A 26450-nucleotide genomic window follows, 5' to 3' on the forward strand; every position below is an offset into this window, starting at 1 on the left:
TCCAAAAAACCTCTTAAAGGATTTTAATGCCTCAAATCTCAATTATCCTACCAACTTATAATGTAGAATTATACATAGCAAGAGCTTTGCAAAGTTGTATCAATCAAACGTTTAAAGATATAGAAATCATAGTAGTGGATGATTGTGGCAATGATAAAAGCATAGAAATCGCTAAAGAATATGCTAAAAAAGATGAGAGAATAAAAATAATCCACAATGAAAAAAATCTAGGCACTTTTGCAAGCAGAAATCAAGGAGTTTTAAATTCAAACTCTCCCTATATCATGTTTTTAGATCCGGATGATTATTTGGAATTAAATGCTTGTGAAATAGTCGTTAAAAATATAAAATCTGAATTCGATTTGCTTTGTTTTGATGCCTTTGTTCATAGAGTAAAAACTAAGCAATTTTATCGTTTTAAAAAAGATGAAATTTTTACTCAAGAACAATTTCTAGAGTTTTTAACCAATCAAAAGCATTATTGTTGGTCGGTTTGGGCGAAAGTTTTTAAAAAAGATCTGATCCTTAAAAGTTTTGAAAAAATTGATATTTTTGAAAGAATTTGTTATGGAGAGGATGTACTTTTTTGCTATTTTTATTTTATGTTGTGTGAAAAAATAGCTGTTTTTAAAGAATGTCTTTATCATTATGAATTTAATGAAAAAGGTAGGTATGAAAATAAAAATAAAGAAATTTTATGGCAAAATTGTCAAGATAAAAAAAGAAGCTTAGAGATCTTAAAAACAATCAAAAATGATTTTTGGGAATTTAATGAAAAGTTTTTTTTAAATTTGGAAAAAGAAATTGAAGGTTTAAAAGGAAGATTGTAGATGAATCAAAAAATGGGCAGTTTGGAGGATTTTAATATAATTTCCAAAAAACCTCTTAAAGGATTTTAATGCCTCAAATCTCAATTATCCTACCAACTTATAATGTAGAATTATACATAGCAAGAGCTTTGCAAAGTTGTATCAATCAAACGTTTAAAGATATAGAAATCATTATAGTGGATGATTGTGGCAATGATAAAAGCATAGAAATCGCTAAAGAATATGCTAAAAAAGATGAGAGAATAAAAATAATCCACAATGAAAAAAATCTAGGCACTTTTGCAAGCAGAAATCAAGGAGTTTTAAATTCAAACTCTCCCTATATCATGTTTTTAGATCCGGATGATTATTTGGAATTAAATGCTTGTGAAGTTGGTATTTTTTCTTTCAATCAACAAATGAGTGATTTGGTAATTTTTAATTTTAAAATGGAGCAAGAAGATAAAAGCACTACTAACACTTGTTTTAGTATGCAAAATATTAATTTAAATATAAATCAATTTTTATTTTTATGTATTTCTGAACATTTAAGTTCTGGATTTTTTAATTCTATGGTCAATAAAATTTACAAAAAAAAACTTTATATTGATTCATTGGAGTCATTTTTTAAACATCATAAAAAAATCTCCATAGCAGAAGATGTACTAACTAATTTTTTATATTTTAAAAATTCAAAAAGTATTTATTTAATCAATCAGGCTTTATATTGTTATTGTTTTAATCCTTATTCTATCACAAGAGAAAAAAGAAATATAGAAAGGATACAAAATAGCGTAAAAGATCTGATATATGTAGCCAATGAGATTAATTTAGCTTCTAAGCAAGTTCTTAAAGAATACTTTTTGTTTTCTCAAATTATTATTTGTAATTTAAATATCCATAAATTAGATTTAACCTATAAGTACTTGACAAAGAATTTCTTAAAAAAGCTTGCGTTAAAACTCAAAAGAAAAGTAGTTAAAATAAAAAGAAAAAAATATATTAAATTAGCCAAAGATATTTTAAAGGAAGCAAATGTATCATCTAGTTTTTAGTGCAGATGAAAATTATATAAAATATACATCAGTTTTGATAACAAGCATTATTTCAAATACAGACAAAAGTAAAAAATTTAAAGGTTTTGATGAAAATTCAAATATAAAAGATGAAAAGTATTTTTTTCATATATTGAGTAATTTTGTAAGCGATAAGACTAGAGAAAAACTTTTAAATTTGCAAAATACCTTAAATGAAATTTTTCCATGTGAAATTATCATACATATAAAAAATGATGAAGATTTTGAAAATTTTCCTACAAGTGGTGCAGCACATAGTTTAAAATTGCCTTATTATCGCTTAAGATTGAGTTCTATTTTTGATGAAAGTATAAAAAAATGCCTTTATCTAGATTCCGACATGCTTTGCATGTGCGACATAAGGGAGCTTTTTTCTATAAATTTAAAAGATAAAATAGTAGGGGTTGTGGGGGACCCTGGCTCTAAAAAATCAAAAATAAAATTTAAAGAAAACGATAAAAAGAAAATTTTTTATTTTGATGAAAATTATTTTAATTCAGGATTATTGTTGATCAATTTAGAAGAATACAAAAAGCATAGTATCGAGCAAAAATGTGAAGAGCTGGCAAGCAAGTGCTATTATATAAAAGCGGCAGATCAAGACTTATTAAACGCTACAATAGAAACAAGATTAAGGCATAAACTTGATTTTGCTTATAATTTTAATATTATCACTCTTTTTTATACCATTTGCAAAGATGAGAAAAAAAATCGTCTCAACTATACAAGGACAGAATTCAACGAGGCGCTTAAAAATCCAAAAATTCTTCATTATGGCGAAAAGCCTTGGAAATTCTTAAAATCTTATTTTGATTATAAGGGTAAAAATATCAATGATTATTGGTGGGATATGGCAAATAAAACACCTATTTTTAATGAAGAATTGCTTAAAGAAAAGCAAGATATTAAGGCTTATTTATTATATGCTAGCTTAGGATATGAGCTTTTAAAGAGTGTAAAAAGGGCTAATTTTTTTAAAATTCATCAACTTATAAAAAGCACAGAAAGAGATCAATTTTATATCGAGCAAACATCTAAGATAAATGACGATATTTTTGGGCTTTGTTGTATGCTTGGTGAAAGTATTTTACACGCTAGAAAACATAAGAAAGATTTTTTTGGGGTCTATTTAAAAGCCTTAAAGATGATTTATAATTTTAAAAAATATCATTTTAGATCAAGAATTTAAAATTTCATTCCATTGTTCTATTACTTTTTCTTTGCTGAAATTTTCTTCAACTTTAGCTTTGGCATTTTCCCCCAATTCTTTTCTTAAATTTTCATCATCCATTAAAAGACAAAGTTTGTTAGCAAATTCATCTAAATTTCCATCTTTAATCAAAAATCCACTTTTTTCATTATCTATGATATAGCTTGGACCTGCATTGACATCAAAAGCTATGCTGGGAATTTGATAACTTGCACTTTCTATTAAAACCATACCAAAACTTTCCCAATGACTCGCCATCACATAAATACTTGCTTTTAGATATTCTTTTTCAATTTCTTTAGTAAAAGGTTTTAAGATAATAGAATTTTCAAGATTTTTTTCTTTGATTAAAGTTTTAATGTTTTCTTTTAACTCTCCATCGCCCACTAGAGTTAAAGTCCAATCTTTATAAGTGTCATTTTTTTGAACAATCTCCCAAATTTCTACAAGCCTTAAAAATCCTTTTTCATCGTTTGAAGTAAATCTTCCAACGCTAAGAACATTTTTTTGAGAGAGATCACTTATTTTTTGCGGGATAAATGGTAAGAAGTTAGGAATGATATAAACATTTTTATGGTGTTGTTTCCAAAGATGGATTTGTTTATTTGAAAGCACAATTAAGGTATCAAAATAGTTATTTTTATTTTTGTATTTTTTAAAATGCGAATGTATAAAATGAATATATTTTGTGTTTTTATTTTTAAAAAGAGGAAATTGCGGACAATTATTGTAAATCATAATATCAATATCTTTATACTTTCTCTTTAAAAGATAGCTTTCATAATATTTATAAAATGCTTTATAAAAAAAGATTTTTTTCATTTGTTTTTGTGATTTTAAATTCAAAAAATCAACTTTTATATTTTTGTCTATTTCATAAGCTATATTTTCATTTCCTTTGTAGAAACTAAGTATTTTTACTTTGTGATCATATTTTAAAAAAGCATTAGCAAGATTAACCACAACGCGTTCAGCACCTCCACCTATGGTGATATCTCCAATGAGTAATAAAATATTCATTTAGTTTCTCCAAGTGGTTTTTTGATTTTTTATAGTATCAAGATAAATTTCATGATTGCTTTGGAGCATATTTTTATCATTTTCTTGATGATAGATATGATAGGCTAGGGCGCTAAATTTGATTCTTCTAAAAATTCCATTATTAAATAAAAATCTCGCAACAAATTCACTATCTTCTCTACCCCATCCAATAAAATTTTCATTAAAGCCTTCTATAACTTCAAAATCTTGTTTATAAAAACTCATATTGCATGTTTTACTACCCTTAACTAGCGTTGTTTTTTTAAAGATTTTTTTATCAATTTTTGAAAATTTATAAATTACTTTAGCTAAGAAATTATTTTTTTGATTTTTAAATCCTTTTTTATTAAAAGCTAGTTTAAAATTTTGATTTTCTAAAATTTTACCGCTTTCATTTTCATTTAAAATGGTTCTAGAACCTTGTAAAATCAAACCTTTTTGAGAAAATTTGAAATGATCCTTTATGAAATCTTTTTCTAAGATCATATCCCCATCAATTAAAATGATATATTCACAATGAGACGCTTTTACGGCATTGTTGCGACTTTTTGCCACGCGAAATCCCAAATCTTCTTGCCAAACATGTTTTAATTCACAAGGAAAGTTTTCTTGATATTTTTTGATTAAATCTGCTGTATCATTTTTGCTCCCATCATCAGCTATAATAACTTCATCAGGCATTAAGCTAAGGTGTTTGATGCTATCTAAAACTAGAGCTAGTCTTTCTTTTTGATTGTAAGTGGTGATGATTAGTGCACAATTTTTTGGTTTTTTATTTTGTAGTTCATATAGCTTCATATATTTAAAAAAAGCTCCTAAGGCATTGCAAATGCTAATTATAAAGCCTTTATAACCATAAACAAAGCCTTTTTTGAAAAAATAATTTCTTATAAAAGTCCAAATCGCCCTTAGATTGGCTTTGCAAATACTACTTTTTTTGTGTAAGTTTTGTTTAGCCCATAAGGTGGAGTAATATTGCATTTTTTCAATTAAATGAGCTATATTGTTAAAAGCATAATGTTTAAGTCCATGCTTGAGATAAATTTTTTCTGTATTTTCAAAGATTTCTAGACTTTCATGGACTAAATTTTTATTAAAATGAGTATGCGTTTTGTTAAAAACTCTCCAAACAAAGTCAGGCCACCACCCACAAGCTTTAACCCACTCTCCTTGATAAAGGTTTTTTCTTGGTAATGCAAGGATATTATTTGGTTTTAAATCAAGCTTTTTTAATTCTTCTATACATTCTTTTTCTAAAATTTCATCTGCATCTATACTTAAAACCCAATCATTTTTAGTATAACTTAAGGCAAGATTTTTTAAAGGCCCAAAACCTATAAATTCGCTTTTGTAAATTTTTAAATTATTGTATTTTAGCTGAAAATCTTGGGCTATTTTTATAGTATCATCAGTACTTTCATTGTCAAGTAAGATAATTTCATCAAATTCTTTTAAGGAGTTAAGGCATTTAAGTAGTGTATTTTGTGCGTTTTTAACGATGATAAAAACACTGATTTGTTTTAAATTCATTAAATATCCTTATAAATTGTTTCATCATAGCTTGAAAAACGACGATGAAAGAAAAAGTACTCATCAGGCTTAAATCTAATCATTTCTTCACAACAATTTGCTTGATAAAGCGTGAGTTCTTCGATGCTTTTTTCTAAAGGATCTATAGTTTTAAAAAGTCGGATATGAAATTTTTTATCCTCGCCTTGATACACAAAAGCGGGTAAAATTAAAGCCTTTGTTCTTTGGGCTAAAACACTAGCTCCCATTTGATAATTGACTTTTTTACCAAAAAAATCAAGCCCAATGCTTTCATTATCGGTGCAGTCTTGATCAGTGAGTATGCCTAATACTCGTTTATTTTTAATTGCATTTAGCATTTTTCTTAAACCGCCTTGTTTATCGATAAGGTCTATATCAAATTGAGTCCGATTTTTGGCCAAAATAGAATCCATTTTTTGACTTTCTAGCTTTCTTCCTACTATGGAAATAGCTCCAAACTTAGCAGCATAAGCAAGGCTTAAAAGTTCCCAATTTCCATAATGTGCAGTTGTAAATATAATACCTCTTTGGCTTTTTAAGGCTTCATTTATGATTTCTTCATTGTCGATCACAACTTTATTTAAAATTTTTTCTTTGCTTGTGTTTTGATTTTTAATACAATCTAATCCAAAATTAGCAAAATTGCGATAAATTTGAAAAGAGAGCTCATCTCTTTGGAGTTGATTTTTTTCAGGAAAGCAAATTTGAAGATTGATATCTATAATTTTTCGATGTTTATGATTGATCTTAAAAACGATTTTTGCAACGATAAAAGCTAAAAAATCAAGAATAAAATCAGGCATAATCATCACTAAAAATTTAAGCGTATAATAAGCAAAAAGATAAAGCCAATCTTTACTTTTCATCAAAAATTTCCTTGATCAGTTTTAAAATATCCTCTTCTTCTATACGCATAATGCAAAAATCACTTTTATCGATATGTTTAGAATTTGTAATTTTTTTGCCTGCGTCTATGATTTTATTGATGTTTGTTTTATAGGCATTTCTATAACTTGGAGTGGCTCCAAATATGGTAATAGAAGGCCTATTTAAAGCAAAAGCAAGATGAGTAGGACCGCTGTCATTACCAATAACTAAATCCATCATTTTTGTAAATGCCATAAGTTCTTCTAGGTTGAATTTTGGGGCAAGTTCTATATTTTTTTCATCAATGGCACTTAAATTGATCACATCCTTAGCAAATTCAAATTCTTTAACATTTCCCCAAGATAAGAAAATTTTGGCTTCAGGGAATTCTTGAATGATGAGTTTGCAAAGAAGGGTAACTTTTGTTTTAGGATAAATTTTATTTTCCACACTTGATCCAACATGTATGAGTATATTTTTTGTATTTTGATCAAGTTTTAATTTTTTATGCAAAAGCTGTTTTAAATTTTCATCTACACAAAAAACATCTTTTTTAAAGGCTAAATCTTTTGGATTAAAATCTTCATTAAGAGTAAAAGAACTAAGGCTTAGATACCGAACAAAAACATTTTCATTATAATCTATATTTAATTTTTGATTATAAAAATTGTGTGCAAAACTTTCTTTTAAGCTGTTTTGATCAAAGCCAAAATTATTGCGACTCAAAATTCGACTCACTAGGGCTGATTTTATAAGTCCTTGTAGATCAATAACCGCATTATAATTGTTTTTTCTAGCCTTAAGCAAAATTTTCAAGCTTTTAAAAAAATGCTTATCTTTTAAGGGTAGGGCATAGAGTTTGTCAATGAGTGGATGATTTTTGAGTATGCCTTTAAATTTTTCATCTACAAACCAATGAATTTCTATATCTTTTTTGAAATTTTTTATAAATTGCAGCACTACAGCACTTTGTATAATATCGCCTAAAGCGGATAAACGAACGATTGCTATTTTCATTCAAACCTATATTGTAATTTTTTTGCTATGATTTTAACAAATAATTTTACAAAAGAAGGTTAAACTATGATTAAAAATGAGGGCTATATTTGTATTTTTGATTGTGAAAGCATACCTGATGTCGATTTGATCCGCAAAACTTTAGCTTTTAAGGGAAATGATTTGGAGGTGAGCTTAAAAGCCTTAGAATGGCAAAAAGAGCAAAGTGGAAATGAGTTTTTGCCTTTACCTTATCATAAGATTGTGAGTATTTGTGCAGTGATTGCTGATAGTTTTGGTAAATTTATTAAAGTGAATAAAATAGATGGTGATAATGAAAAAGAAATGATCCATAATTTTTTTTCTTTTATTGAAAAATATGAACCAAAATTAGTCAGCTATAATGGAAAAAATTTTGATATGCCTTTGTTGGTTTTAAGGGCTTTAAAATACAATATTAAAGCGGCAAATTATCTTGATACGCAAAGTGATAAATGGAATAATTATAAAACGCGTTTTTCAGAGCTTAAGCATTGTGATTTGTTCGAAAGCTTTGGAGGATTTAGGGGGATGAAGCTTGATGTGCTTTGTGCCATGGCTGATTTGCCAGGAAAATATGATGTGCATGGTGATGAGGTGATGAGTTTATACTATGAAGATAAACTTGAAAAAATTCATGAGTATTGCGAAAGCGATGTTTTAAACACCTATATGCTTTTTTTAAAATATGAGCTAATCAAAGCAAATATTAACGATGAGGATTATGTTGGCTTTTTAGATACCATGAGTGAATTTTTAAAAACAAAAAAGGCTAATCGTTCTTATATTGAAGTCTTTTGCAAAGCGTGTGAAAATGAAATTTCTAAAATACAAATTTAATCGTTAAAATAAATATATTAAAATTTAAAAAGTTATTAGTAATCAAGAAAGGAAAAATGATGAAAATTCTTATCAGCGGCGGTGCAGGATATATCGGTTCTCATACCTTAAGGCAGTTTTTAAAAACAGATCATGAACTTTGTGTTTTAGATAATCTTTCTAAGGGATCAAAAATCGCAATCAACGATTTGCAAAGCATAAGAGATTTTAAATTTTTTGAATTAGATTTGAGTGATTTTAAAGAGGTCAAATCTTTATTTGAAAGGGAAAAATTTGATGCCATTGTTCATTTTGCGGCAAGTATAGAGGTTTTTGAGAGCACTCAAAATCCTTTAAAATATTATATGAACAATACCATAAACACTACTAATTTGATTAAAACTTGTATAGAAACGGGTGTAAATAAATTTATCTTTTCTTCTACGGCTGCAACTTATGGAGAACCTCAAACTCCGGTTGTGAGTGAAAATAGTCCATTAGCGCCTATTAATCCTTATGGTAGAAGTAAATTAATGAGTGAAGAGGTTTTAAAAGATGCCAATAAAGCCCATCCTGAATTTAAGTATTGTATCTTAAGATATTTTAACGTTGCGGGTGCTTGTATGGATTTTCATATAGGCCAACGTTATCCAAAGGCAACTTTACTTATAAAAGTAGCGGCAGAATGTGCGGCAAAAAAACGCGAAAAAATGTTTATTTTTGGTGATGATTATGATACAAAAGATGGAACTTGTATAAGAGATTATATCCATGTTGATGATATTTCAAGTGCGCATTTGGCTGCTTTAGAGTATTTGCAAAATCATGAAAGCGATATTTTTAATGTGGGTTATGGACATGGTTTTAGTGTAAAAGAAGTGATTGAGTCTATGAAAAGAGTGACTGGGGTTGATTTTAAGGTAGAACTTGCTTCTCGTAGAGAAGGGGATCCAAGTGTTTTGATCTCTGATGCACAAAAAATAAGAACTTTAACTTCTTGGCAGCCAAAATTTGATGATTTGGATTTAATCTGCAAATCAGCTTATGATTGGGAAAAACAGTGCTAAAAAGACTATTTTTCATTTTAAGCAAAGAGGATAAAAAATTTTTATTTTCTTTGCTTTTTTTTTCTGTTTTAATTTCTTTTATAGAAAGTTTTGCAATCTCTTTAGTGATGCCTTTTATCACTTTAGCGAGTGATTTTTCTTATTTTGATCGTAATCATTATTTGATAGAAATTAAAAATTATTTAGCTTTGCCAACATTTAAAATCATTGTTTATTTTGGTTTTGTTTTGATTATTTTTTATGTTTTAAGAGCTCTTTTAAATAGTTATTATTTTCACTTATTGGCTAAATTTTCCAAAGGAAGATATCATAATATTGCCTATAAAGTTTTTGCAAAATTTTTAAATATTAATTATGAAAATTTTACTCAAAAAAATCAATCTGAAATTTTAAAATCCATCACAGGAGAAGTTTATAATCTAAGCACGATGATTTCTTCATTTTTATTGATGATGAGTGAGATTTTTGTTGTGATATTGCTTTATGTTTTAATGCTTTTAATTAATTATAAAATCACTTTATTTTTAAGTATTTTTATGGTTTTTAATGCATTGATTTTAATTAAAATTTTAAGCCCTATTATCAAAAAAGCAGGGCTTAGACGCGAAGAAGCAATGAAAAATTTTTTTGAAATTTTAAACACTAATCTAAATAATTTTAAACTCATTAAACTCAAAACCAAGGAAGATGGAATTTTAAATCTTTTTAAAGCTCAAAGCGAAGCTTTTGCTAAAGCAAATATTACTAATGAAAGCATGAGTGCCATTCCTAGAATTTATTTAGAGGGTGTGGGTTTTTGCATCCTTGTTTTTATCGTGATTTTTTTGGTTTTAAAAAATGAAAGTGATATTTCTAGCATTTTAGCTACAATTTCCATTTTTGTCTTAGCGCTTTATCGTTTGATGCCAAGTGGAAATCGTATCATTACAAGTTATCATGATTTGATTTATTATCGTTCTTCTTTGGATATTATTTATCAAATTTTTAAACAAGAAGAAGAAAATTTAGGCGATGAAGAAATTTCTTTTAAAAAAGAACTCAGGCTTGAAAATTTAAGTTTTGGTTATAAGGGTAAAAAAAATCTTTTTAATGGTTTAAATTTAGAGATAAAAAAAGGTGAAAAAATCGCTTTTATAGGGGAGAGCGGTTGTGGTAAAAGTACTTTAGTGGATATTATTTTAGGGCTTTTAAGTCCAAAAGAAGGAAAGGTTTTGGTTGATGGGGTGGAATTAAATTCTAAAAACGCTAAAAAATATCGCCAAAAAATAGGTTATATCCCTCAAAATATCTATCTTTTTAATGACAGCATTGCTAAAAATATTAGCTTTGGAGATGAGATTGATGAAGAAAGACTTTTTAGAGTGATCAAGCAAGCAAATTTGGAACATTTTATCAAGCATCTTCCTGATGGAATTTGGACAAAAGTTGGAGATGGTGGAAGTAATTTAAGCGGAGGGCAAAAACAACGCATAGCTATTGCTAGAGCTTTGTATTTAGAACCTGAAATTTTAGTTCTTGATGAAGCAACATCAGCGCTTGATACTAAAAGTGAAGCTAAGATCATGGATGAAATTTATAAAATTTCAAAAGATAAAACAATGATTATCATTGCACATCGTCTTTCTACTATAACAAATTGTGATAGTATTTATCGTTTAGAGCATGGTGAGTTGATTAAGGAAGATTAAGTGAGAATTACTTTTATTATAGCGACTTTAAACTCAGGTGGTGCAGAGCGTGTTTTGGTAACCTTAACAAATGCACTTTGTAAGGAACATGAGGTGAGTATCATAAAATTTCACCAAGGAAATTCTTTTTATCCATTGGAAAATAATATCAATCTTAAAACCTTGCCAGAGTTTAGATTTGATACGATTTATCATAAAATTGCAAGTCGTTTTAAGAAATTTTTTACATTGAGAAAATTTTTAAAACAAACTCCAAGCGATGTATTTATTTCTTTTTTAGATACTACAAATATCGCTTGTATTATCGCTAAAATAGGGCTTAATACCCCACTTATTATTAGTGAGCATAGCAATCAAGCTTATTTAAAATCTAAAATTTGGAGATTTTTAAGGCGTTTGACTTATCCTTATTGTGATGCTTTAAGTGTTTTAGGTAGTAGTGATAAAATTTATTATCAAAAATTTGTCAAAAGGGTTGAACTTTTATTAAACCCTTGTCATTTTAGCAGTGAAATTCCACTTGATTCTTCTTTTGAAAAAGAAAATTTAGTCCTTTTTGTGGGTCGCTTGGATGCAAATAAAAACCCTATGATGTTTTTAAAAGCAATCGCTAAATTAGATCAAAATATACGAAAAAATTATCGTTTTGTAGTAGCGGGTGATGGGGAATTAAGATCTGTGCTTGAAAAAAAAGCCAAAGAAATGCATATCGGGGTGGAATTTTTAGGCAGAGTGGAAAATGTTAAAGAGCTTTATAAAAAGGCTAAAATACTTTGTCTTTGCTCTTTTGTTGAGGGTTTGCCAACTGTGCTTGTAGAAAGTTTGTATTTTAATGTGTGCCGAATTTCAACTTTGTATCATGATGGCTCTAAAGATTTGATCGAAGATAATAAAGATGGTATTTTGGTAGAATGTGACAATGAAGAAATGTTGGCAAAAAAAATTGAATGGGTTTTGCAAAATGAAGATTTTAGATTAAATTTAATACAAAATGCCAAAAAAAGATGTATTAATTTTGATATTAATGAGATAAAAAAACAATGGCTAAAATTGATTAAAGAAGTTTCTCATGGCTAAAATTTCAATCATCGTTCCTACTTTTAAGCGTCCAAATTTACTCAAAAAAGCCATTAAAAGCATACAGATGCAAAATTATAAAGATTTAGAAATTATCATTAGCGATGATCATTCAGATGATGAAACAAAAGATATAGTGCAAGAAATGCAAAAGCAAGATAATCGTATAAAATATGTTTTAAACGATAAATACAAAGCAGGACCTAATGGAAACAAAAATAATGGCTTAGATCATGCTAATGGGGAATTTATAAGCTTTTTGGATGATGATGACGAGCTTTTGCCTCATGCTTTAGAAATTTTAATGCAAAAAATTGATGAGGGTTATTCTCATGTTATTGGAAATTGTTTTATAGAAAAAGAAGGAAAACTCACTCAAGAATTTAGCGGAAGAGGCTTAAACAAAGATCAAGAACTTTGTAAGAAAGATTTTTTGATGGGAAAATTTCACGGAGAGTTTTTTTCTATTTTTAAAAAATCTTTATTAAACAATCAGCGTTTTAATGAAGAATTTTATGGAAATGAAGCAACACTTTGGATACACCTATACAAGGAAAAAACTTTTTATATTCATCAAGCCTTTCGAATTTATCGTTTAAATAGAAGCGATAGTGTAACTTTAGCGGCAAGTAAAAATGCTATTAGAGTTTATCTTGGTTATTTAGAACTTGCTAGAATTTTAGAAAATGAGTTAGAACAAACTGGCGATGAAGATTATAAAAATATGTGTGCAAGTTATTATAAGATGGCGGCATATTATGCAAAACTTGGAGGAAAATTTAAAGAGCTTTATCGTTGTTTATTTAAAAGTTTGAGTATCAAGATAAATACACCTGCTTTAATATTACTCATTTTAAGTATAATTCCAAGTAGTATGATTAAAAAATTATCTAAAATACGGACGAGTTTATGCAAAAATTAGCAATTTTTATTTATTCTTTAGGAAGTGGTGGCGCTGAAAGAGTTGTGGCAACTTTACTTCCCATGTTAAATCTTAAATTTGAAGTGCATTTGATTTTAATGAATGAGAAAATTTCTTATGAGATACCAAAATGCAATATCCATTTTTTAGAACATTCTAAGCCTAGTGAAAATGCGATTTTAAAATTTATTAAACTTCCATTTTTGGCTTTAAAATATAAAAAAATGTGTAAAAAACTAAATATAAACACCGAATTTGTATTCTTAAATCGTCCAAATTATATAGCTTTAATGGCAAGAATTTTTGGCAATAAAACCCGCCTCGTTATTAATGAATGCACCACTCCAAGCGTAATGTATAAAAAAAAGAATTTTAATTCTTGGGCGAATAAATTTTTGATTTCTTGTTTGTATCCTAAGGCGGATTTGATTTTACCAAATTCTAAAGGAAATTTAGAAGATCTAGTTCAAAATTTTAAAATCCAAAAAGAACAATGTAAAATTTTATATAACGCTATAGATTTAGAAAATATAGAAAAAAAATCTCAAGAGGAAATTGCTTTAAAAGATAAATTTATTTTAAGCGTTGGGAGATTGGATGCAGGGAAAAATCACGCTTTGCTTATCCGTGCTTATGCAAGACTTAAAACAAATTTAAAGCTTGTTATTTTAGGCGAGGGAATTTTAAAAAATGAATTAGAAAATTTGATACAAGGACTTGACTTGGAAAATCAAGTCTTACTTTTAGGTTTTGATAATAATCCTTATAAATATATGAGCAAATGCGAATTTTTTGCGTTTGCTTCGGTATTTGAAGGCTTTTCTAATGTTTTAATCGAAAGTTTAGCTTGTGGGTGTGCTGTGGTATGTACCGATCATAAAAGTGGAGCTAAAGAGCTTTTTGGGAATGATGAGTTTGGTTTGTTGGTAGAAGTAAATAATGAAAATTCTATGTTTAATGGTTTAAAAACAATGCTTGAAGATAAAAATTTAAGACAAGCTTATAAAAATAAGGCCAAAAATAGAGCACTTGATTTTGATAAAGTTAAGATTGCACGTAATGCTTTAGAATATTTAATAGGATAGTGTATGTTTAAAAAAGAATATTTTAAAAACCCTTATACAATTTTATTTTTAATGATTTTAACTGCTTATATTTTTAGTGTTGTATGTAGATTTTATTGGATTTTTTGGGCGAGTCAATTTAACGAGTATTTTTTTAACGATCAGCTTATGATCACTTCAAACGACGGCTATGCTTTTGCTGAGGGTGCAAGAGATATGATAGCAGGTTTTCATCAACCTAATGATTTATCATATTATGATGCTCCTTTATCTACGCTTACTTATTGGATTTATAAATTTAGCCCTTTTAGTTTTGAAAGCGTTATTTTATATATGAGCGTTTTTTTATCTTCCTTGATCACTATACCACTTGTTTTAATTGCCAATGAATATAAAAGTCCTTTGGCTGGTTTTATAGCAGCATTATTAGCAAGTATAGCTAATAGTTATTATAATAGAACTATGGCGGGATATTATGATACAGATATGCTCGTTATTGTTTTACCGCTTTTTATTTTGTTTTTTATGATACGACTTAATTTAAGAAAAGATTTATTATCGTTAATTCTTTTACCTTTTTTTGTGATGGTTTATCTTTGGTGGTATCCTTCAAGCTATACCTTAAATGTTGCTTTGATAGGATTTTTTCTGCTTTATACTTTAGTTTTTCATAAAAAAGAAACTATTTTTTATATAGGTGTTATTTTAATGCTTATAACTCTTTCTAATATTGCATGGTTTTATCAAAGTGCCATTGTAGTTTTATTATTTTGTTTTTATGTGTTTAAAAATGAGTATTTCAAGTTGAAATTTTTAATTGTTTTGGGAATGATAACTTTGATTTTTTTGATTTTAAGCGGTGGAATTGATCCTATACTTTATCAGCTTAAATTTTATATTTTTAGAACAGATGAGAGTTCAAGTTTGACGCAAGGTTTTGTTTATTTTAATGTTAATCAAACCATACAAGAAGTCGAAAGCATTGATTTAAGTGTTTTTATGAAAAGAATCAGTTCTAGCGAGATTGTATTTTTTGTTTCTATTATAGGTTTTATTTGGCTTATAATGAAACATAAAAGCATAATTTTAACTTTACCAATGCTTTTTCTAGGTTTTTTGGCCTTAAAAGGGGGGCTTCGTTTTACTATTTATGCTGTACCTATTTTGGCTCTTGGATTTGGTTTTTTGATTTATTTTCTAAGAGAGATTAATTTAAAAAAATATAATTTAAAAGCAGTGAATATTATTGTTATTTTGTTTGTTTTCTTGTCTTTAATTCCAGCTTTTTTTCATATTTATATCTATAGAGCACCAACGGTTTTTTCTCAAAATGAAGCTTCGCTATTGAACAAATTAAAATCAATTGCTGGTAGAGAAGACTATGTTGTAACTTGGTGGGATTATGGTTATCCTATTCGTTATTATAGCGATGTTAAAACCTTAGTAGATGGTGGAAAACATTTAGGAAAAGATAACTTCTTCCCTTCTTTTGTTTTAAGTAAAGATCAAAGATCAGCTGCAAATATGGCAAGATTAAGTGTGGAATATACGGAAAAAAGTTTTTATGCTCCTAGCAATAGTCTGTTAAGAAAAGATATTTTACAGGCGATGATGAGAGATTATAATGAAAGCAATGTCGATTTATTCTTAGATTCTTTATCTAGATCTGATTTTAAAATAGATACACCTAAAACCCGAGATATCTATATTTATATGCCTGCTAGAATGTCTTTTATTTTTTCAACGATCGCTAGTTTTTCTTTAATCAATCTCGATACTGGAAAATTTAATCAACCTTTTGTTTTTAGTGCAGCTTATCCTTTAAGCAATGATAATGGAGAAATTATATTAAGCAATGGAGTTTCTTTAAGTGATGATTTTAGAAGTTTGAAATTTGATAATGATGTTTCAGCAGATATTCATACTTTTATTGAGTTAAATTCAATACAACAAGATGATTATAAAATGATCCCAATTAACGAAAATGGACAATATTATCTTTTTTATATCAAAAATAGTTCTATTCCATACATACAATTTATATTGATGGATAAGACTATGTTTAACAGTGCTTTTGTGCAAATGTTCTTTTTGGGAAATTATGATAAGAATTTATTTGATTTGGTGATTAACACTCAAGACGCTAAAGTTTTCAAACTAAAAATTTAAAAGGTTCCATATAGATGAAAATCGGTTTCTTATCTCACGCAGGAGCAAGTATATATCATTTTAGAATGCCAATTATTAAAGCTTTAAAAAAACAAGGCCATGAGATTTTTATCATAGTTCCAAAAGATGAATACGCGCAAAAACTTCAAGAGTTGGATTTAAATCTTGTTGTTTATGATTTTTCAAGATCTAGTTTAAATCCTTTCGTGGTTTTTAAAAATTTCTTTCATTTGAAAAAGGTATTAAAAAATTTAAATTTAGATCTTATTCAATGTGCTGCGCACAAAAGCAATACTTTTGGAATTATAGCTGCTAAATTAGCCAAAATTAAATATATTTTTGGCTTAGTGGAAGGCCTTGGTTCTTTTTATATTGATGATAATTTTAAAAGTAAGATGATAAGATGGAATATTAATTTATTGTATAAAATTTCTTTTAAGCTTGCTAATGGCTTTATCTTTGTAAATGAGAGTAACGCTTTATTTATGAGAAATTTAGGACTTAAGAAAGAAAAAATTTTTATCATTAAATCAGTTGGCATTAATCTTAAAAAATTTTTCCCTATAAAAATCAATCACGAGTCAAAAAGAATTTTTTGGAAGAATTTTGATATTGATGAAAAACCCGTCGTTTTAATGATAGCAAGGGCTTTATGGCATAAAGGAATTAAAGAATTTTATGAGAGTGCAAGATTGTTAAAAGAACAAGCCAATTTTATTTTAGTAGGTGGAAGAGATGATAATCCTTCTTGTGCGAGTTTGGATTTTTTAAATTCGGGTTGTGTGCATTATTTGGGTTCTAGAAATGATATAGTGGAATTATTGCAAAATTGTGATATTTTTGTGTTACCAAGCTATAAGGAAGGGTTTCCTGTGAGTGTTTTAGAGGCTAAAGCTTGTGGAAAAGCTATTGTAGTGAGTGATTGTGAAGGATGTGTGGAGGCAATTTCAAATGCTTATGATGGACTTTGGTTTCAAACAGGAGATGCTAAAGATTTAAGTGATAAAATCGAACTTTTATTGAGCGATGAAAAATTAAGGGATAATTTAGGCGCAAATGCAGCCAAGGATGCTTTAAAATATGATGAAAATATCATAGCACAGCATTATTTGGAAATTTATAAAAGGGTAATTAGTAATGTATAATCATTTTTTTAAGAGAATTTTTGATTTTTGCTTAGCTTTATTTTTGCTTGTATTATTTTCTCCAATTATTCTTATAACAGCTTTGCTTTTAAAACTAACTCAAGGAAGTGTTATTTTTACTCAAGATAGACCAGGTTTAAATGAAAAAATTTTTAAAATTTATAAATTTAAAACAATGAGCGATGAAAGAGATGAAAATGGAGAACTTTTGCCAGATGAAAAGCGTTTAAAGGCTTTTGGAAAACTTGTAAGATCTTTAAGTTTGGATGAGCTTTTACAGCTTTTTAATGTTTTAAAAGGTGATATGAGTTTTGTTGGGCCTCGTCCTTTATTAGTGGAGTATTTGCCTCTTTATAATGAAAAACAAAAATTGCGTCACAGTGTGCGTCCCGGTATTACAGGATGGGCACAAGTAAATGGTAGAAACGCTATTTCTTGGGAAAAGAAATTCGAGCTTGATGTTTATTATGTAGAGAATCTTTGTTTTTTATTTGATTTAAAGATTATGTTTTTAACCGCTTTAAAAGTTTTAAAAAGAAGCGGAGTGAGCAAAGAAGGACACGTTACTACAGAGAAATTCAATGGCAAAAACTGAAAAAATTTACATTTATGGCACGGGTGGGCATGGATTAGTTTGTGAAGATGTCGCTTTGAGTTTAGGTTATAAAGAATGCATTTTTTTAGATGATTTCAAAGCAAAGCCTTTTGATCCAAATTTAGAAAAATATGATTTTTTTATCGCCATAGGGAATAATCAATTAAGAAAAGATTTTTTTGAAAAAGTTTCTCAAAGTGGTTTTAAAATAGTCAATCTCATTCATCCAAGTGCGATCATTAGCCCTAGTGCTTCTATAAAAGAAGATGCTGGAATTTTAATCATGCCTTATGTTGTAGTAAATGCAAGGGTAAAAATTTCAAAAGGGGTTATTTTAAATACCTCAAGTGTAATCGAACATGAGTGCGAAATTGGAGAATTTTCACATATTAGCGTTGGAGCTAAGTGTGCGGGCAATGTAAAAATAGGAAAAAATTGTCTTTTGGGAATTAATTCTTGTATTTTGCCAAATTTAAGCTTAGCTGATGATAGTATTTTAGGTGGAGGATCAACTTTGATTAAAAGTCAAAATGAAAAAGGTGTTTTTGTAGGAGTGCCTGCAAGAAGGATATAGGCGATTTGGAATACACTTTTTTGATTAATTTGTCAAATATCCTTCACCTTTGGGATGGGTGTTTAGCGGTGTTGGCTATTTGATATTTTTAGTCAGTATGTTTTTCTATTATAAATAATGAAATTAAACATAAAATTCTTTTTAAAATTAGAATAAAATGCAATTTTAAAGTGCTAATTATATTTGCAACTTGTTTATATTTTTGGAATTTTTTAATATTTGGCATTATTTTGATACTTTCTTATTCTTTCAGATTAGAAAATAAAATTTTACAAGATCTTTGGAAGTTAAATTGTGGATTTATTGCTTTTGATTTGATATTTTGTATTAATGTGGTGATGGTTTGAGAAGATGGAATTTGTGTTTTAATTAATATAATTTTTTTATAAAAATTTATAAGACGTGAAAATTTAGAAATTTTTAAAGTAGAAAAAATGAAATTGCTAAATAAGAACAAACTTATTTTATCATTAAAAATAAAATACTCCTTAAGTTTTTAAAGATATGTGTAAAAAAGAAGATTTGAAAAAAACTTCAAATGTGGTATAAAAATAAATTTTAGTTGCAAAAAGAATTTTTAATGTTTGATTTTTAGTAAATTATTTTAGATACAATGTATAACAAATACAAAGCTCTTTATAAAAAGGATAAAAAATGAGATTTTTTCTTTCTCCTCCTCATATGAGTGGCAATGAATTAAAATATATTGAAGAAGTTTTTAAAAGTAATTATATAGCACCCTTAGGTGAATTTGTAAATCGTTTTGAAAAGAGTGTTAAAGAGTACAGCAAAAGTGAAAATGCCTTAGCTTTAAATTCAGCTACCGCGGCTTTACATTTGGCTTTAAGGGTTGCGGGAGTGGAACAAAATGATATAGTTTTAGCCTCATCTTTCACTTTCATAGCTTCAGTAGCACCAATTTGCTATCTTAAAGCAAAACCTGTTTTTATAGATTGTGATGAAACTTATAATATTGATATTAATTTATTAAAACTTGCTATTAAGGAATGCGAAAAAAAGCCAAAAGCTTTAATCTTGACTTATCTTTATGGAAATTCTGCAAAGATGGATGAGATTGTGCAAATTTGTAACGAAAATAATATTATTTTAATTGAAGATGCCGCTGAAGCTTTGGGAAGTTTTTATAAAGAAAAAGCTTTAGGAACATTTGGAGAATTTGGGGCTTATTCTTATAATGGCAATAAAATTATCACAACTTCAGGTGGCGGTATGCTTGTTGGTAAAGATAAAGAAAAAATCGAAAAAGCGAGATTTTATAGCACTCAAGCAAGGGAAAATTGTTTGCATTATGAACATTTAGATTATGGATATAATTATAGATTGAGTAATGTTTTAGGTGCTATTGGTCTAGCACAGATGGAAGTTTTAGAACAAAGAGTGCTTAAAAAAAGAGAAATTTATAATTGGTATAAAGAATTTTTAGGAGATAAATTAACTTTTTTAGACGAATTAAAAGATTCAAGAAGTAATCGTTGGCTAAGTACCGCTTTGATTGATTTTGATATGAAAGAGCTTAATTCTTGCGAAAAAAATATCAACATTTCTCAAAAAAATATACCCTTGCATCCAAAAATTTCTAAATTAATAGATGATTTAAAAAAAGAGCAGATTGAAACACGCCCACTTTGGAAGGCTATGCATACTCAAGCAGTTTTTAAAGATTGTAAAGCTTATATCAATGGAAATAGTGAGCTATTTTTTCAAAAAGGAATTTGTTTGCCAAGCGGAACAGCTATGCAAAAAAATGATGTAAAAGAAATTTCAGAATTAATTCTTAAAAGCATAAAGGAATGATATGGATTTTTATAAAAGTAGAAGATTAATCTTTTTTTTATGTTTTGATATTGTTTTATTTTCTCTTTCTATATTTTTAGCTTTTTCTTTGCGTTTTAGTGGAGATATTGCAAATATTTTCTATCAAGGTATGTTTAAAGCAGGCATTATTTTAATTTTTTTAAAAATAGCTTTTTTATTTATTTTTAGAATTTATAAGGTTGCTTGGAGATTTTTTTCTTTAAACGAAGCTAGAAAAATTTTCTTTGCTTTAGTTTTGGCTGAATTTTGTTTTTTGATTATTTTTTATTTTTTTAGTGATTTTTTCAATCCTTTTCCAAGAAGTGCAATAGGGATTGATTTTGTTATATCTTATATGTTTATAGGAACTTTAAGAATCAGTAAAAGAATGCTTGTAGATTTTAAATCTTCTAAAGCCCAGCAGGAAAATCCTTGTATTGTCATAGGAGCAACTTCTAAGGCTTTACACTTATTAAAGGGTGCAAGAGAAGGAAGTTTAGGATTTTATCCTGTTGGGGTGATCGATGAGAGAAAAGAGCTTATAGGGACTTATTGTGACAAATTTATCGTTCAAGATAAAAGCAAAATTAAAGAATATGTTCAAGATGGTATTAAAACAGCTATTATTGCATTGAAACTAGAGCAAGAATCCTTAAAAAAGCTTTTTGAAGAATTAATAGACTATGGCATTATAGATGTTAAAATATTTTCTTTTACCCAAAATAAAACTAGAGATATCAGCATAGAAGATCTTTTAGCTAGAAAGCCAAAAGATTTAGATGATGGAGCTGTAGCGGCATTTTTAAAAGATAAGGTTGTTTTGGTAAGTGGAGCAGGTGGCACTATAGGAAGTGAGCTTTGCAAACAATGCATTAAATTTGGTGCAAAACATCTTATAATGCTTGATCATAGCGAATTTAATCTTTATAAAATCAATGAGGAATTGCAAAATTTCAAAGAAAAAATCACTCCTTTGATGATGAGTATTTTAGATCAAGATTCTCTTGATAAAGCATTAAAAACATATCAACCTGAATTGATTTTACACGCTGCTGCTTATAAACATGTCCCACTTTGCGAGCAAAATCCTTATGCTGCTGTGATTAATAATATAGTAGGGACAAAAATTTTAACCGATTGTGCTAAAGCCAATGGTGTTAAGAAATTTGTAATGATTAGCACGGATAAAGCTGTGCGTCCAACAAGTGTCATGGGATGCACTAAAAGAGTTTGTGAGCTTTATACACTAAGTTCTTCGAGTTCTGATTTTGAAGTTGCTTGTGTGCGCTTTGGTAATGTATTAGGATCAAGTGGAAGTGTGATTCCTAAATTTAAAGCTCAAATTGAAAATGGAGAAGCGCTAACCTTAACACATCCTGATATCGTGCGTTATTTTATGCTTGTAAATGAAGCTGTGCAACTTGTTTTGCAGGCTGGGGCTATTGCAAAAGGTGGAGAACTTTTTGTGCTTGATATGGGAAAACCTGTTAAGATTATGGATTTAGCTAAAAAAATGCTTTTGCTTTCAAATCGTCCTGACTTGGAAATTAAAATCGTAGGACTTAGAAAAGGAGAAAAGCTTTTTGAAGAACTTTTAATCGATGAAAATGACGCTAAAACAAAGTATGAAAGTATTTTTGTAGTAAAGAATGAAAAAGTTGATTTAAATGTTTTAAATTCTCAAATTGAGAAACTTAAGCAGAATAAAGATGTAATTAGCCTTTTAAAAGAGATAGTGCCTGAATTTAAACATAATGCCGGAGGTAATTAATACAATTTTATTGAAAATTATTTTAATATAAAATTATAGTTTTTAATGATTGGATCGTAAAACGAATAAAATTAAATTTGAGTTTAGTGGGTTTATTCTAAATGAAATTAAGATTTAGAATTTTAGATAGAAAATTTAAAGTAAAAATCGAATTATGAGATTTTTTACTTTAAATGGTTATAATTATATTATATTTTGTTTTGTGGTATAATTTTAATCGATATATTTTTATTTATTTAGTAGCAAAATATAAGAATAATTAAGGAAAAAATGTTATAATTACTTTTTACAATTTAAACAAATTAAAAAATTGATAGCAAAATAAAAAATTTTGAAAGGACAAATTGTGAAATTGTTGGTTGTTGATGACAGTTCTACTATGAGAAGGATTATTAAGAATACTCTAACAAGACTTGGGCATGATGATGTTCTTGAAGCTGAGCATGGGGTAGAAGCTTGGGATTTGCTTGTTAAAAACGATGATATTCAAGTTTTAATTACTGACTGGAACATGCCTGAAATGAATGGTTTAGAGCTCGTAAAAAAAGTTCGTGCTGAAAAAAAATATGAAGATATGCCTATTATTATGGTTACAACAGAGGGTGGAAAAGCAGAAGTAATTACCGCTTTAAAAGCAGGTGTTAATAATTATATTGTAAAGCCATTTACTCCTCAAGTTCTAAAAGAAAAACTTGAAGATGTTTTAGGTACTGGTACTGGAAGTGGGGAAGTTGCAGCAGAGTAGTTGTGTTATTTTAGAAAATATTAAATGCAAAAAAATTATTATGAATTGTTTTTTAAAGTAAATAAACAATATAAGAATTTATTTCTTGATTTTATTTTTGATTTAGGCATCGAGGCAATAGAAGAGAAAAATGAGGGTATTTATATACGTTCAAATGAGAGTTTAGAGGAACTCTCATGGGCTCTTGAGGTTTTTGCTCAAAAACTGAAAGAAAAATTCGATACAAAAGAAGACATTCTCTATAGTAAAACCATCAAAGAAAAAGAAAATAAAGATTGGATAGAAGAATATAAAAAAAATATCAAACCTATCTTAATAGATAATGTTTATATTCATACCACTTGGCAAGAAGAAAAACCAAATTACATAAATATCAAAATAAACCCAGCTTTAGCTTTTGGTTCAGGTCATCATGAAAGTACGTATGCTTGTGTAAAATTTTTACAAAAATTTGCAAAAAAAGATGATTTGGTTTTAGATTTGGGTTGTGGTAGTGGGATTTTGGGTATTACAATGTCAAAATTAGGATGCAGGGTGGAAATTTGTGATACTGATGAGTTAGCTATCTTAAGTTCTTTGGAAAACGCAAGATTAAATAATGTTTGTTTTGAAAATTCTTGGCAAGGTTCCATTGATAAAGCAAAATTTAAATATGATTTAATTGTAGCAAATATTATCGCAGATGTTATTTTGATTTTAGAGAAAGATATTAAAAAGCATTTAAAAGAGAATGCTATACTTATATTGTCTGGAATTTTAGATAAATATCAGACAAGAATTAAAGAAAAATTTCAAGATTTAGAACTTATTGATGAATTAAAAATCAATGAATGGTGCTCTTTTGCATATAAAAAAAATAAAGGAAAAAATAATGAGTAATTCTTCAAATAATAAAGGTAATTCGCAGGGTAATAATTTTTTTAACAAAAACCCGATTTTTATCTTTGCAATTTTTGCTATTGTGATGATAGTTATTTTTAAAGGTTTATTTGATGGAAATACTTCTTTTAATGGAGTTTTAAACGGAGGAGAAACCTATAAAAATATCCCTTATTCTGAACTTAAAAAGTTAATAGAAAATGGTCAAATTAATCAAGTAAGTATAGGACAAACTACTATAAAAGCAGTATCAAGCATACATAATACAGTTTATACTGCAAAAAAAGTTATTGATCCTGAGCTTGTAAGTTTACTCGATAGTAAAAATATTGCTTATGGAGCATATTCTGAAACAAATTGGTTTACTGATATACTTTTTTCATGGGTTTTGCCAGTATTTATTTTCTTTGGAATTTGGATGTTCTTAGCTAGTCGTATGCAAAAAAATATGGGTGGTTCTATTTTAGGAATAGGAAGTTCTAAAAAATTGGTTAATTCTGAAAAGCCAAAAGTGAAATTTAACGATGTTGCAGGTGTTGAAGAAGCTAAAGAAGAAGTTAAAGAAATAGTTGATTTTTTAAAATATCCAGAAAGGTATATTAAACTTGGAGCTAAAATTCCAAAAGGACTTTTGCTTGTTGGACCTCCAGGAACCGGAAAAACTTTACTTGCAAAAGCGGTTGCTGGAGAGGCAGATGTTCCGTTTTTCAGTGTTTCTGGATCTTCTTTTATAGAAATGTTTGTAGGAGTGGGTGCATCTAGGGTAAGAGATTTATTTGAAAATGCTAAAAAAGAAGCTCCTGCAATTGTGTTTATTGATGAAATTGATGCTATAGGCAAAAGTCGTGCTGCAAGCGGTATGATGGGTGGGAACGATGAGAGAGAACAGACTTTAAATCAACTTTTAGCAGAGATGGATGGATTTGGAACTGAAAGTTCTCCTGTAATTGTTTTAGCAGCTACAAATCGTCCTGAAGTTTTAGATGCTGCTCTTTTAAGACCAGGTAGGTTTGACAGACAAGTTTTAGTAGATAAGCCAGATTTCAAAGGCAGGTGTGATATTTTAAAAGTACATATGAAAGATGTTAAAATTTCTCCTGAAGTGAAAGTTGAAGATATTGCAAGACTTACCGCAGGACTTGCTGGAGCTGATTTAGCAAATATTATTAATGAAGCTGCGTTGTTAGCGGGTAGGGATTCTAAAAAACATGTAGAACAAAATGATCTTGTAGAAGCAGTAGAAAGAGCTATAGCGGGACTTGAAAAGAAATCGCGTCGTATTAATGATAAAGAGAAAAAAATTGTAACTTATCATGAGTGCGGTCATGCTTTGATTGCTGAAACAACTAAAGGAGCGAAAAAAGTTAGCAAAGTATCTGTTATTCCTAGAGGTCTTGCTGCTCTTGGTTATACGCTTAATACTCCTGAAGAGAATAAATTTTTAATGCAAAAGCATGAATTAATTGCAGAAGTTGATGTGCTTTTAGGCGGTAGAGCAGCTGAAGAGGTATTTATTGGAGAAATTTCAACAGGAGCAAGCAATGATTTAGAAAGAGCTACAGACATTATAAAAGCAATGATTTCTATGTATGGTATGAGTGAAATTGCTGGTTTGATGGTTCTTGAAAAGCAAAGGAATACTTTTTTAAGTGGAGGACAAACTGTTAAAGATTATTCTGAAAAAATGGCAGAATCTTTAGATGATTATGTGAAAAAAACTTTAGATGATCGCTATAAAGATGTAAAAAATACTCTTAATATCTATAAAGGTGCTATTGAGACTATGGTTGCAGCACTTTATGAAGAGGAAACTATAGAAGGTGCAAAAGTGCGTGAAATTATCGAAAATTTTGAAAATGAAAACAATCTTCCAAGTCGTTTGCAAAAAAGCGATGAAGATAATAAAGAAGAAGTCAAATGAAATATATTGCCAAAGAAGGCTATTTAAGTATAGGTACAATTATTGTTTTTATTATATTTTTTTGGATATTAAATAGCTTTTCTTTTATTCTTTTTTGTTTATTGGTGATATTTTTGTTTATTTTTAGAAATCCAAGTCGTATTTTAGATTGTAGTGATAATAAAGCCATTCTCTCTCCTATAGATGGTAAAATTACTAAAATAGATAATATTTTTCATAAAGAATTAGGGGAAAGTATAGAAATAAGTATTACTAATTCTTTTTGTAATGTAGGATCTTTTTATACTCCTTTTGAAATGAATATTGATGAAATTAAATGCAAACACGGACTTTTTTTAGATGATAAATCTGGGAATTTAAATTTTTTAAAAGAGAAAATTTGTATAAATGCTACAACAAATTCATCTAAAATATTTTTAGAAATATATGCCGGAAGCTTGGGAAGAAAATTAAAACTCGATTGTATTTCTTACGATTTAAAAGTAGGAGACAGGTTAGGTTTTTTGATTAATGGAAAAATTAAGCTTATACTTCCAAAAAATATACGTATCCGAGCAGGGATTGGAGATGAAGTAAGATCAGGAACTTTACTGGGTTATTTGAACTAAGG

23 protein-coding genes are annotated in these 26450 nt (G+C 28.3%); 19 read left to right on the forward strand and 4 right to left on the reverse strand.

Annotated features, from left to right (window positions below; genetic code table 11):
• Positions 1 to 26: 26 nt before the first annotated feature.
• From CQA76_RS00005 to CQA76_RS00015, 3 genes are all read left to right on the forward strand, one after another.
• On the forward strand, positions 27 to 830 hold the full coding sequence (locus CQA76_RS00005) for a glycosyltransferase family 2 protein (RefSeq protein ID WP_137621406.1): 804 nt from the start codon (positions 27 to 29) through the stop codon (positions 828 to 830).
• 68 nt (positions 831 to 898) lie between these two features.
• On the forward strand, positions 899 to 1864 hold the full coding sequence (locus CQA76_RS00010) for a glycosyltransferase family 2 protein (protein WP_137621407.1): 966 nt from the start codon (positions 899 to 901) through the stop codon (positions 1862 to 1864).
• A complete protein-coding gene (locus CQA76_RS00015) occupies positions 1845 to 3074 on the forward strand; it encodes a glycosyltransferase family 8 protein (protein ID WP_137621408.1) in 1230 nt (409 codons plus the stop codon). The genes CQA76_RS00010 and CQA76_RS00015 overlap by 20 nt, the downstream gene beginning before the upstream one ends.
• On the opposite strand, the gene CQA76_RS00020 is transcribed toward CQA76_RS00015, so the two are convergent.
• From CQA76_RS00020 to waaC, 4 genes are read right to left on the reverse strand one after another with little or no spacing between them, the layout of a single operon-like run.
• Entirely contained in the window at positions 3063 to 4115 is a 1053-nt protein-coding gene (locus tag CQA76_RS00020) for a glycosyltransferase family 4 protein (RefSeq protein ID WP_137621409.1), read from the reverse strand. The genes CQA76_RS00015 and CQA76_RS00020 overlap by 12 nt on opposite strands.
• On the reverse strand, positions 4116 to 5666 hold the full coding sequence (locus CQA76_RS00025; RefSeq protein WP_137621410.1) for a glycosyltransferase family 2 protein: 1551 nt from the start codon (positions 5664 to 5666) through the stop codon (positions 4116 to 4118).
• Positions 5666 to 6553: a lipid A biosynthesis lauroyl acyltransferase gene (locus CQA76_RS00030; RefSeq protein WP_137621411.1), complete on the reverse strand. Its 888-nt coding sequence runs from the start codon at positions 6551 to 6553 to the stop codon at positions 5666 to 5668. Before CQA76_RS00030 ends, CQA76_RS00025 begins: the two co-directional genes overlap by 1 nt.
• Positions 6543 to 7571, reverse strand: a complete 1029-nt coding sequence (gene waaC / locus CQA76_RS00035) for a lipopolysaccharide heptosyltransferase I (RefSeq protein WP_137621412.1) — start codon at positions 7569 to 7571, stop codon at positions 6543 to 6545. Before waaC ends, CQA76_RS00030 begins: the two co-directional genes overlap by 11 nt.
• 66 nt (positions 7572 to 7637) lie before the next feature.
• Here waaC and CQA76_RS00040 point away from each other — a divergent pair, with 66 nt between their 5' ends.
• From CQA76_RS00040 to CQA76_RS00115, 16 genes are all read left to right on the forward strand, one after another.
• Positions 7638 to 8429: a 3'-5' exonuclease gene (locus tag CQA76_RS00040; protein WP_137621413.1), complete on the forward strand. Its 792-nt coding sequence runs from the start codon at positions 7638 to 7640 to the stop codon at positions 8427 to 8429.
• Positions 8430 to 8488: 59 nt separating this feature from the next.
• Positions 8489 to 9475, forward strand: coding sequence for a UDP-glucose 4-epimerase GalE (gene galE / locus CQA76_RS00045; protein ID WP_137621414.1), 987 nt, complete (start codon positions 8489 to 8491; stop codon positions 9473 to 9475).
• Entirely contained in the window at positions 9469 to 11163 is a 1695-nt protein-coding gene (gene pglK / locus CQA76_RS00050) for a BC-type lipopolysaccharide transporter PglK (protein WP_137621415.1), read from the forward strand. Before galE ends, pglK begins: the two co-directional genes overlap by 7 nt.
• Positions 11164 to 12240 carry a GalNAc-alpha-(1->4)-GalNAc-alpha-(1->3)-diNAcBac-PP-undecaprenol alpha-1,4-N-acetyl-D-galactosaminyltransferase gene (pglH, locus tag CQA76_RS00055; protein WP_137621416.1) on the forward strand — a complete coding sequence of 359 codons (1077 nt, stop codon included), beginning with the start codon at positions 11164 to 11166 and terminating at the stop codon, positions 12238 to 12240.
• A complete protein-coding gene (gene pglI, locus CQA76_RS00060; RefSeq protein ID WP_137621417.1) occupies positions 12233 to 13162 on the forward strand; it encodes a GalNAc(5)-diNAcBac-PP-undecaprenol beta-1,3-glucosyltransferase in 930 nt (309 codons plus the stop codon). The genes pglH and pglI overlap by 8 nt, the downstream gene beginning before the upstream one ends.
• Entirely contained in the window at positions 13150 to 14247 is a 1098-nt protein-coding gene (pglJ, locus tag CQA76_RS00065; protein ID WP_137621418.1) for an N-acetylgalactosamine-N,N'-diacetylbacillosaminyl-diphospho-undecaprenol 4-alpha-N-acetylgalactosaminyltransferase, read from the forward strand. Before pglI ends, pglJ begins: the two co-directional genes overlap by 13 nt.
• Positions 14248 to 14250: 3 nt before the next feature.
• Positions 14251 to 16395 (forward strand): undecaprenyl-diphosphooligosaccharide--protein glycotransferase, encoded by a 2145-nt coding sequence (gene pglB / locus CQA76_RS00070; RefSeq protein ID WP_137621419.1) that lies wholly within the window; start codon positions 14251 to 14253, stop codon positions 16393 to 16395.
• Between the two features lie 14 nt (positions 16396 to 16409).
• A complete protein-coding gene (locus tag CQA76_RS00075) occupies positions 16410 to 17540 on the forward strand; it encodes a glycosyltransferase family 4 protein (protein WP_137621420.1) in 1131 nt (376 codons plus the stop codon).
• Positions 17533 to 18135 (forward strand): undecaprenyl phosphate N,N'-diacetylbacillosamine 1-phosphate transferase, encoded by a 603-nt coding sequence (pglC, locus tag CQA76_RS00080; protein ID WP_137621421.1) that lies wholly within the window; start codon positions 17533 to 17535, stop codon positions 18133 to 18135. The genes CQA76_RS00075 and pglC overlap by 8 nt, the downstream gene beginning before the upstream one ends.
• Positions 18122 to 18709, forward strand: coding sequence for an acetyltransferase (locus CQA76_RS00085; RefSeq protein ID WP_137621422.1), 588 nt, complete (start codon positions 18122 to 18124; stop codon positions 18707 to 18709). The genes pglC and CQA76_RS00085 overlap by 14 nt, the downstream gene beginning before the upstream one ends.
• A 654-nt stretch (positions 18710 to 19363) precedes the next feature.
• Entirely contained in the window at positions 19364 to 20524 is a 1161-nt protein-coding gene (pglE, locus tag CQA76_RS00090; protein ID WP_137621423.1) for a UDP-N-acetylbacillosamine transaminase, read from the forward strand.
• Between the two features lies 1 nt (position 20525).
• Complete coding sequence (gene pglF, locus CQA76_RS00095) at positions 20526 to 22295, forward strand: UDP-N-acetylglucosamine 4,6-dehydratase (configuration-retaining) (RefSeq protein WP_137621424.1); 1770 nt, start codon at positions 20526 to 20528, stop codon at positions 22293 to 22295.
• Between the two features lie 346 nt (positions 22296 to 22641).
• On the forward strand, positions 22642 to 23040 hold the full coding sequence (locus CQA76_RS00100) for a chemotaxis response regulator CheY (RefSeq protein ID WP_137621425.1): 399 nt from the start codon (positions 22642 to 22644) through the stop codon (positions 23038 to 23040).
• 24 nt (positions 23041 to 23064) lie between these two features.
• Positions 23065 to 23919: a 50S ribosomal protein L11 methyltransferase gene (locus tag CQA76_RS00105; RefSeq protein ID WP_137621426.1), complete on the forward strand. Its 855-nt coding sequence runs from the start codon at positions 23065 to 23067 to the stop codon at positions 23917 to 23919.
• Positions 23909 to 25840, forward strand: a complete 1932-nt coding sequence (gene ftsH / locus CQA76_RS00110; RefSeq protein ID WP_137621567.1) for an ATP-dependent zinc metalloprotease FtsH — start codon at positions 23909 to 23911, stop codon at positions 25838 to 25840. The genes CQA76_RS00105 and ftsH overlap by 11 nt, the downstream gene beginning before the upstream one ends.
• Positions 25837 to 26448 carry a phosphatidylserine decarboxylase gene (locus CQA76_RS00115; protein ID WP_137621427.1) on the forward strand — a complete coding sequence of 204 codons (612 nt, stop codon included), beginning with the start codon at positions 25837 to 25839 and terminating at the stop codon, positions 26446 to 26448. Before ftsH ends, CQA76_RS00115 begins: the two co-directional genes overlap by 4 nt.
• The last annotated feature ends 2 nt before the right edge of the window (positions 26449 to 26450 follow it).

The sequence above is a fragment of the Campylobacter aviculae genome (assembly GCF_005406215.1).
In the GTDB taxonomy this organism is placed as follows: Bacteria; Campylobacterota; Campylobacteria; order Campylobacterales; family Campylobacteraceae; genus Campylobacter_D; species Campylobacter_D aviculae.

Excerpts from the sequence above, each read along its gene's own strand:
- CQA76_RS00015 (WP_137621408.1), top strand. The coding sequence starts at position 1,845 with ATGTATCATCTAGTTTTTAGTGCAGATGAAAATTATATAAAATATACA.
- pglE (WP_137621423.1), top strand. The coding sequence starts at position 19,364 with ATGAGATTTTTTCTTTCTCCTCCTCATATGAGTGGCAATGAATTAAAA.
- galE (WP_137621414.1), top strand. The coding sequence starts at position 8,489 with ATGAAAATTCTTATCAGCGGCGGTGCAGGATATATCGGTTCTCATACC.
- CQA76_RS00115 (WP_137621427.1), top strand. The coding sequence starts at position 25,837 with ATGAAATATATTGCCAAAGAAGGCTATTTAAGTATAGGTACAATTATT.
- waaC (WP_137621412.1), bottom strand. The coding sequence starts at position 7,571 with ATGAAAATAGCAATCGTTCGTTTATCCGCTTTAGGCGATATTATACAA.
- CQA76_RS00030 (WP_137621411.1), bottom strand. The coding sequence starts at position 6,553 with ATGAAAAGTAAAGATTGGCTTTATCTTTTTGCTTATTATACGCTTAAA.
- CQA76_RS00105 (WP_137621426.1), top strand. The coding sequence starts at position 23,065 with ATGCAAAAAAATTATTATGAATTGTTTTTTAAAGTAAATAAACAATAT.
- CQA76_RS00040 (WP_137621413.1), top strand. The coding sequence starts at position 7,638 with ATGATTAAAAATGAGGGCTATATTTGTATTTTTGATTGTGAAAGCATA.
- pglI (WP_137621417.1), top strand. The coding sequence starts at position 12,233 with ATGGCTAAAATTTCAATCATCGTTCCTACTTTTAAGCGTCCAAATTTA.
- CQA76_RS00020 (WP_137621409.1), bottom strand. The coding sequence starts at position 4,115 with ATGAATATTTTATTACTCATTGGAGATATCACCATAGGTGGAGGTGCT.
- pglJ (WP_137621418.1), top strand. The coding sequence starts at position 13,150 with ATGCAAAAATTAGCAATTTTTATTTATTCTTTAGGAAGTGGTGGCGCT.
- pglB (WP_137621419.1), top strand. The coding sequence starts at position 14,251 with ATGTTTAAAAAAGAATATTTTAAAAACCCTTATACAATTTTATTTTTA.
- pglF (WP_137621424.1), top strand. The coding sequence starts at position 20,526 with ATGGATTTTTATAAAAGTAGAAGATTAATCTTTTTTTTATGTTTTGAT.
- CQA76_RS00085 (WP_137621422.1), top strand. The coding sequence starts at position 18,122 with ATGGCAAAAACTGAAAAAATTTACATTTATGGCACGGGTGGGCATGGA.
- CQA76_RS00025 (WP_137621410.1), bottom strand. The coding sequence starts at position 5,666 with ATGAATTTAAAACAAATCAGTGTTTTTATCATCGTTAAAAACGCACAA.
- CQA76_RS00075 (WP_137621420.1), top strand. The coding sequence starts at position 16,410 with ATGAAAATCGGTTTCTTATCTCACGCAGGAGCAAGTATATATCATTTT.
- CQA76_RS00010 (WP_137621407.1), top strand. The coding sequence starts at position 899 with ATGCCTCAAATCTCAATTATCCTACCAACTTATAATGTAGAATTATAC.
- pglC (WP_137621421.1), top strand. The coding sequence starts at position 17,533 with ATGTATAATCATTTTTTTAAGAGAATTTTTGATTTTTGCTTAGCTTTA.
- CQA76_RS00005 (WP_137621406.1), top strand. The coding sequence starts at position 27 with ATGCCTCAAATCTCAATTATCCTACCAACTTATAATGTAGAATTATAC.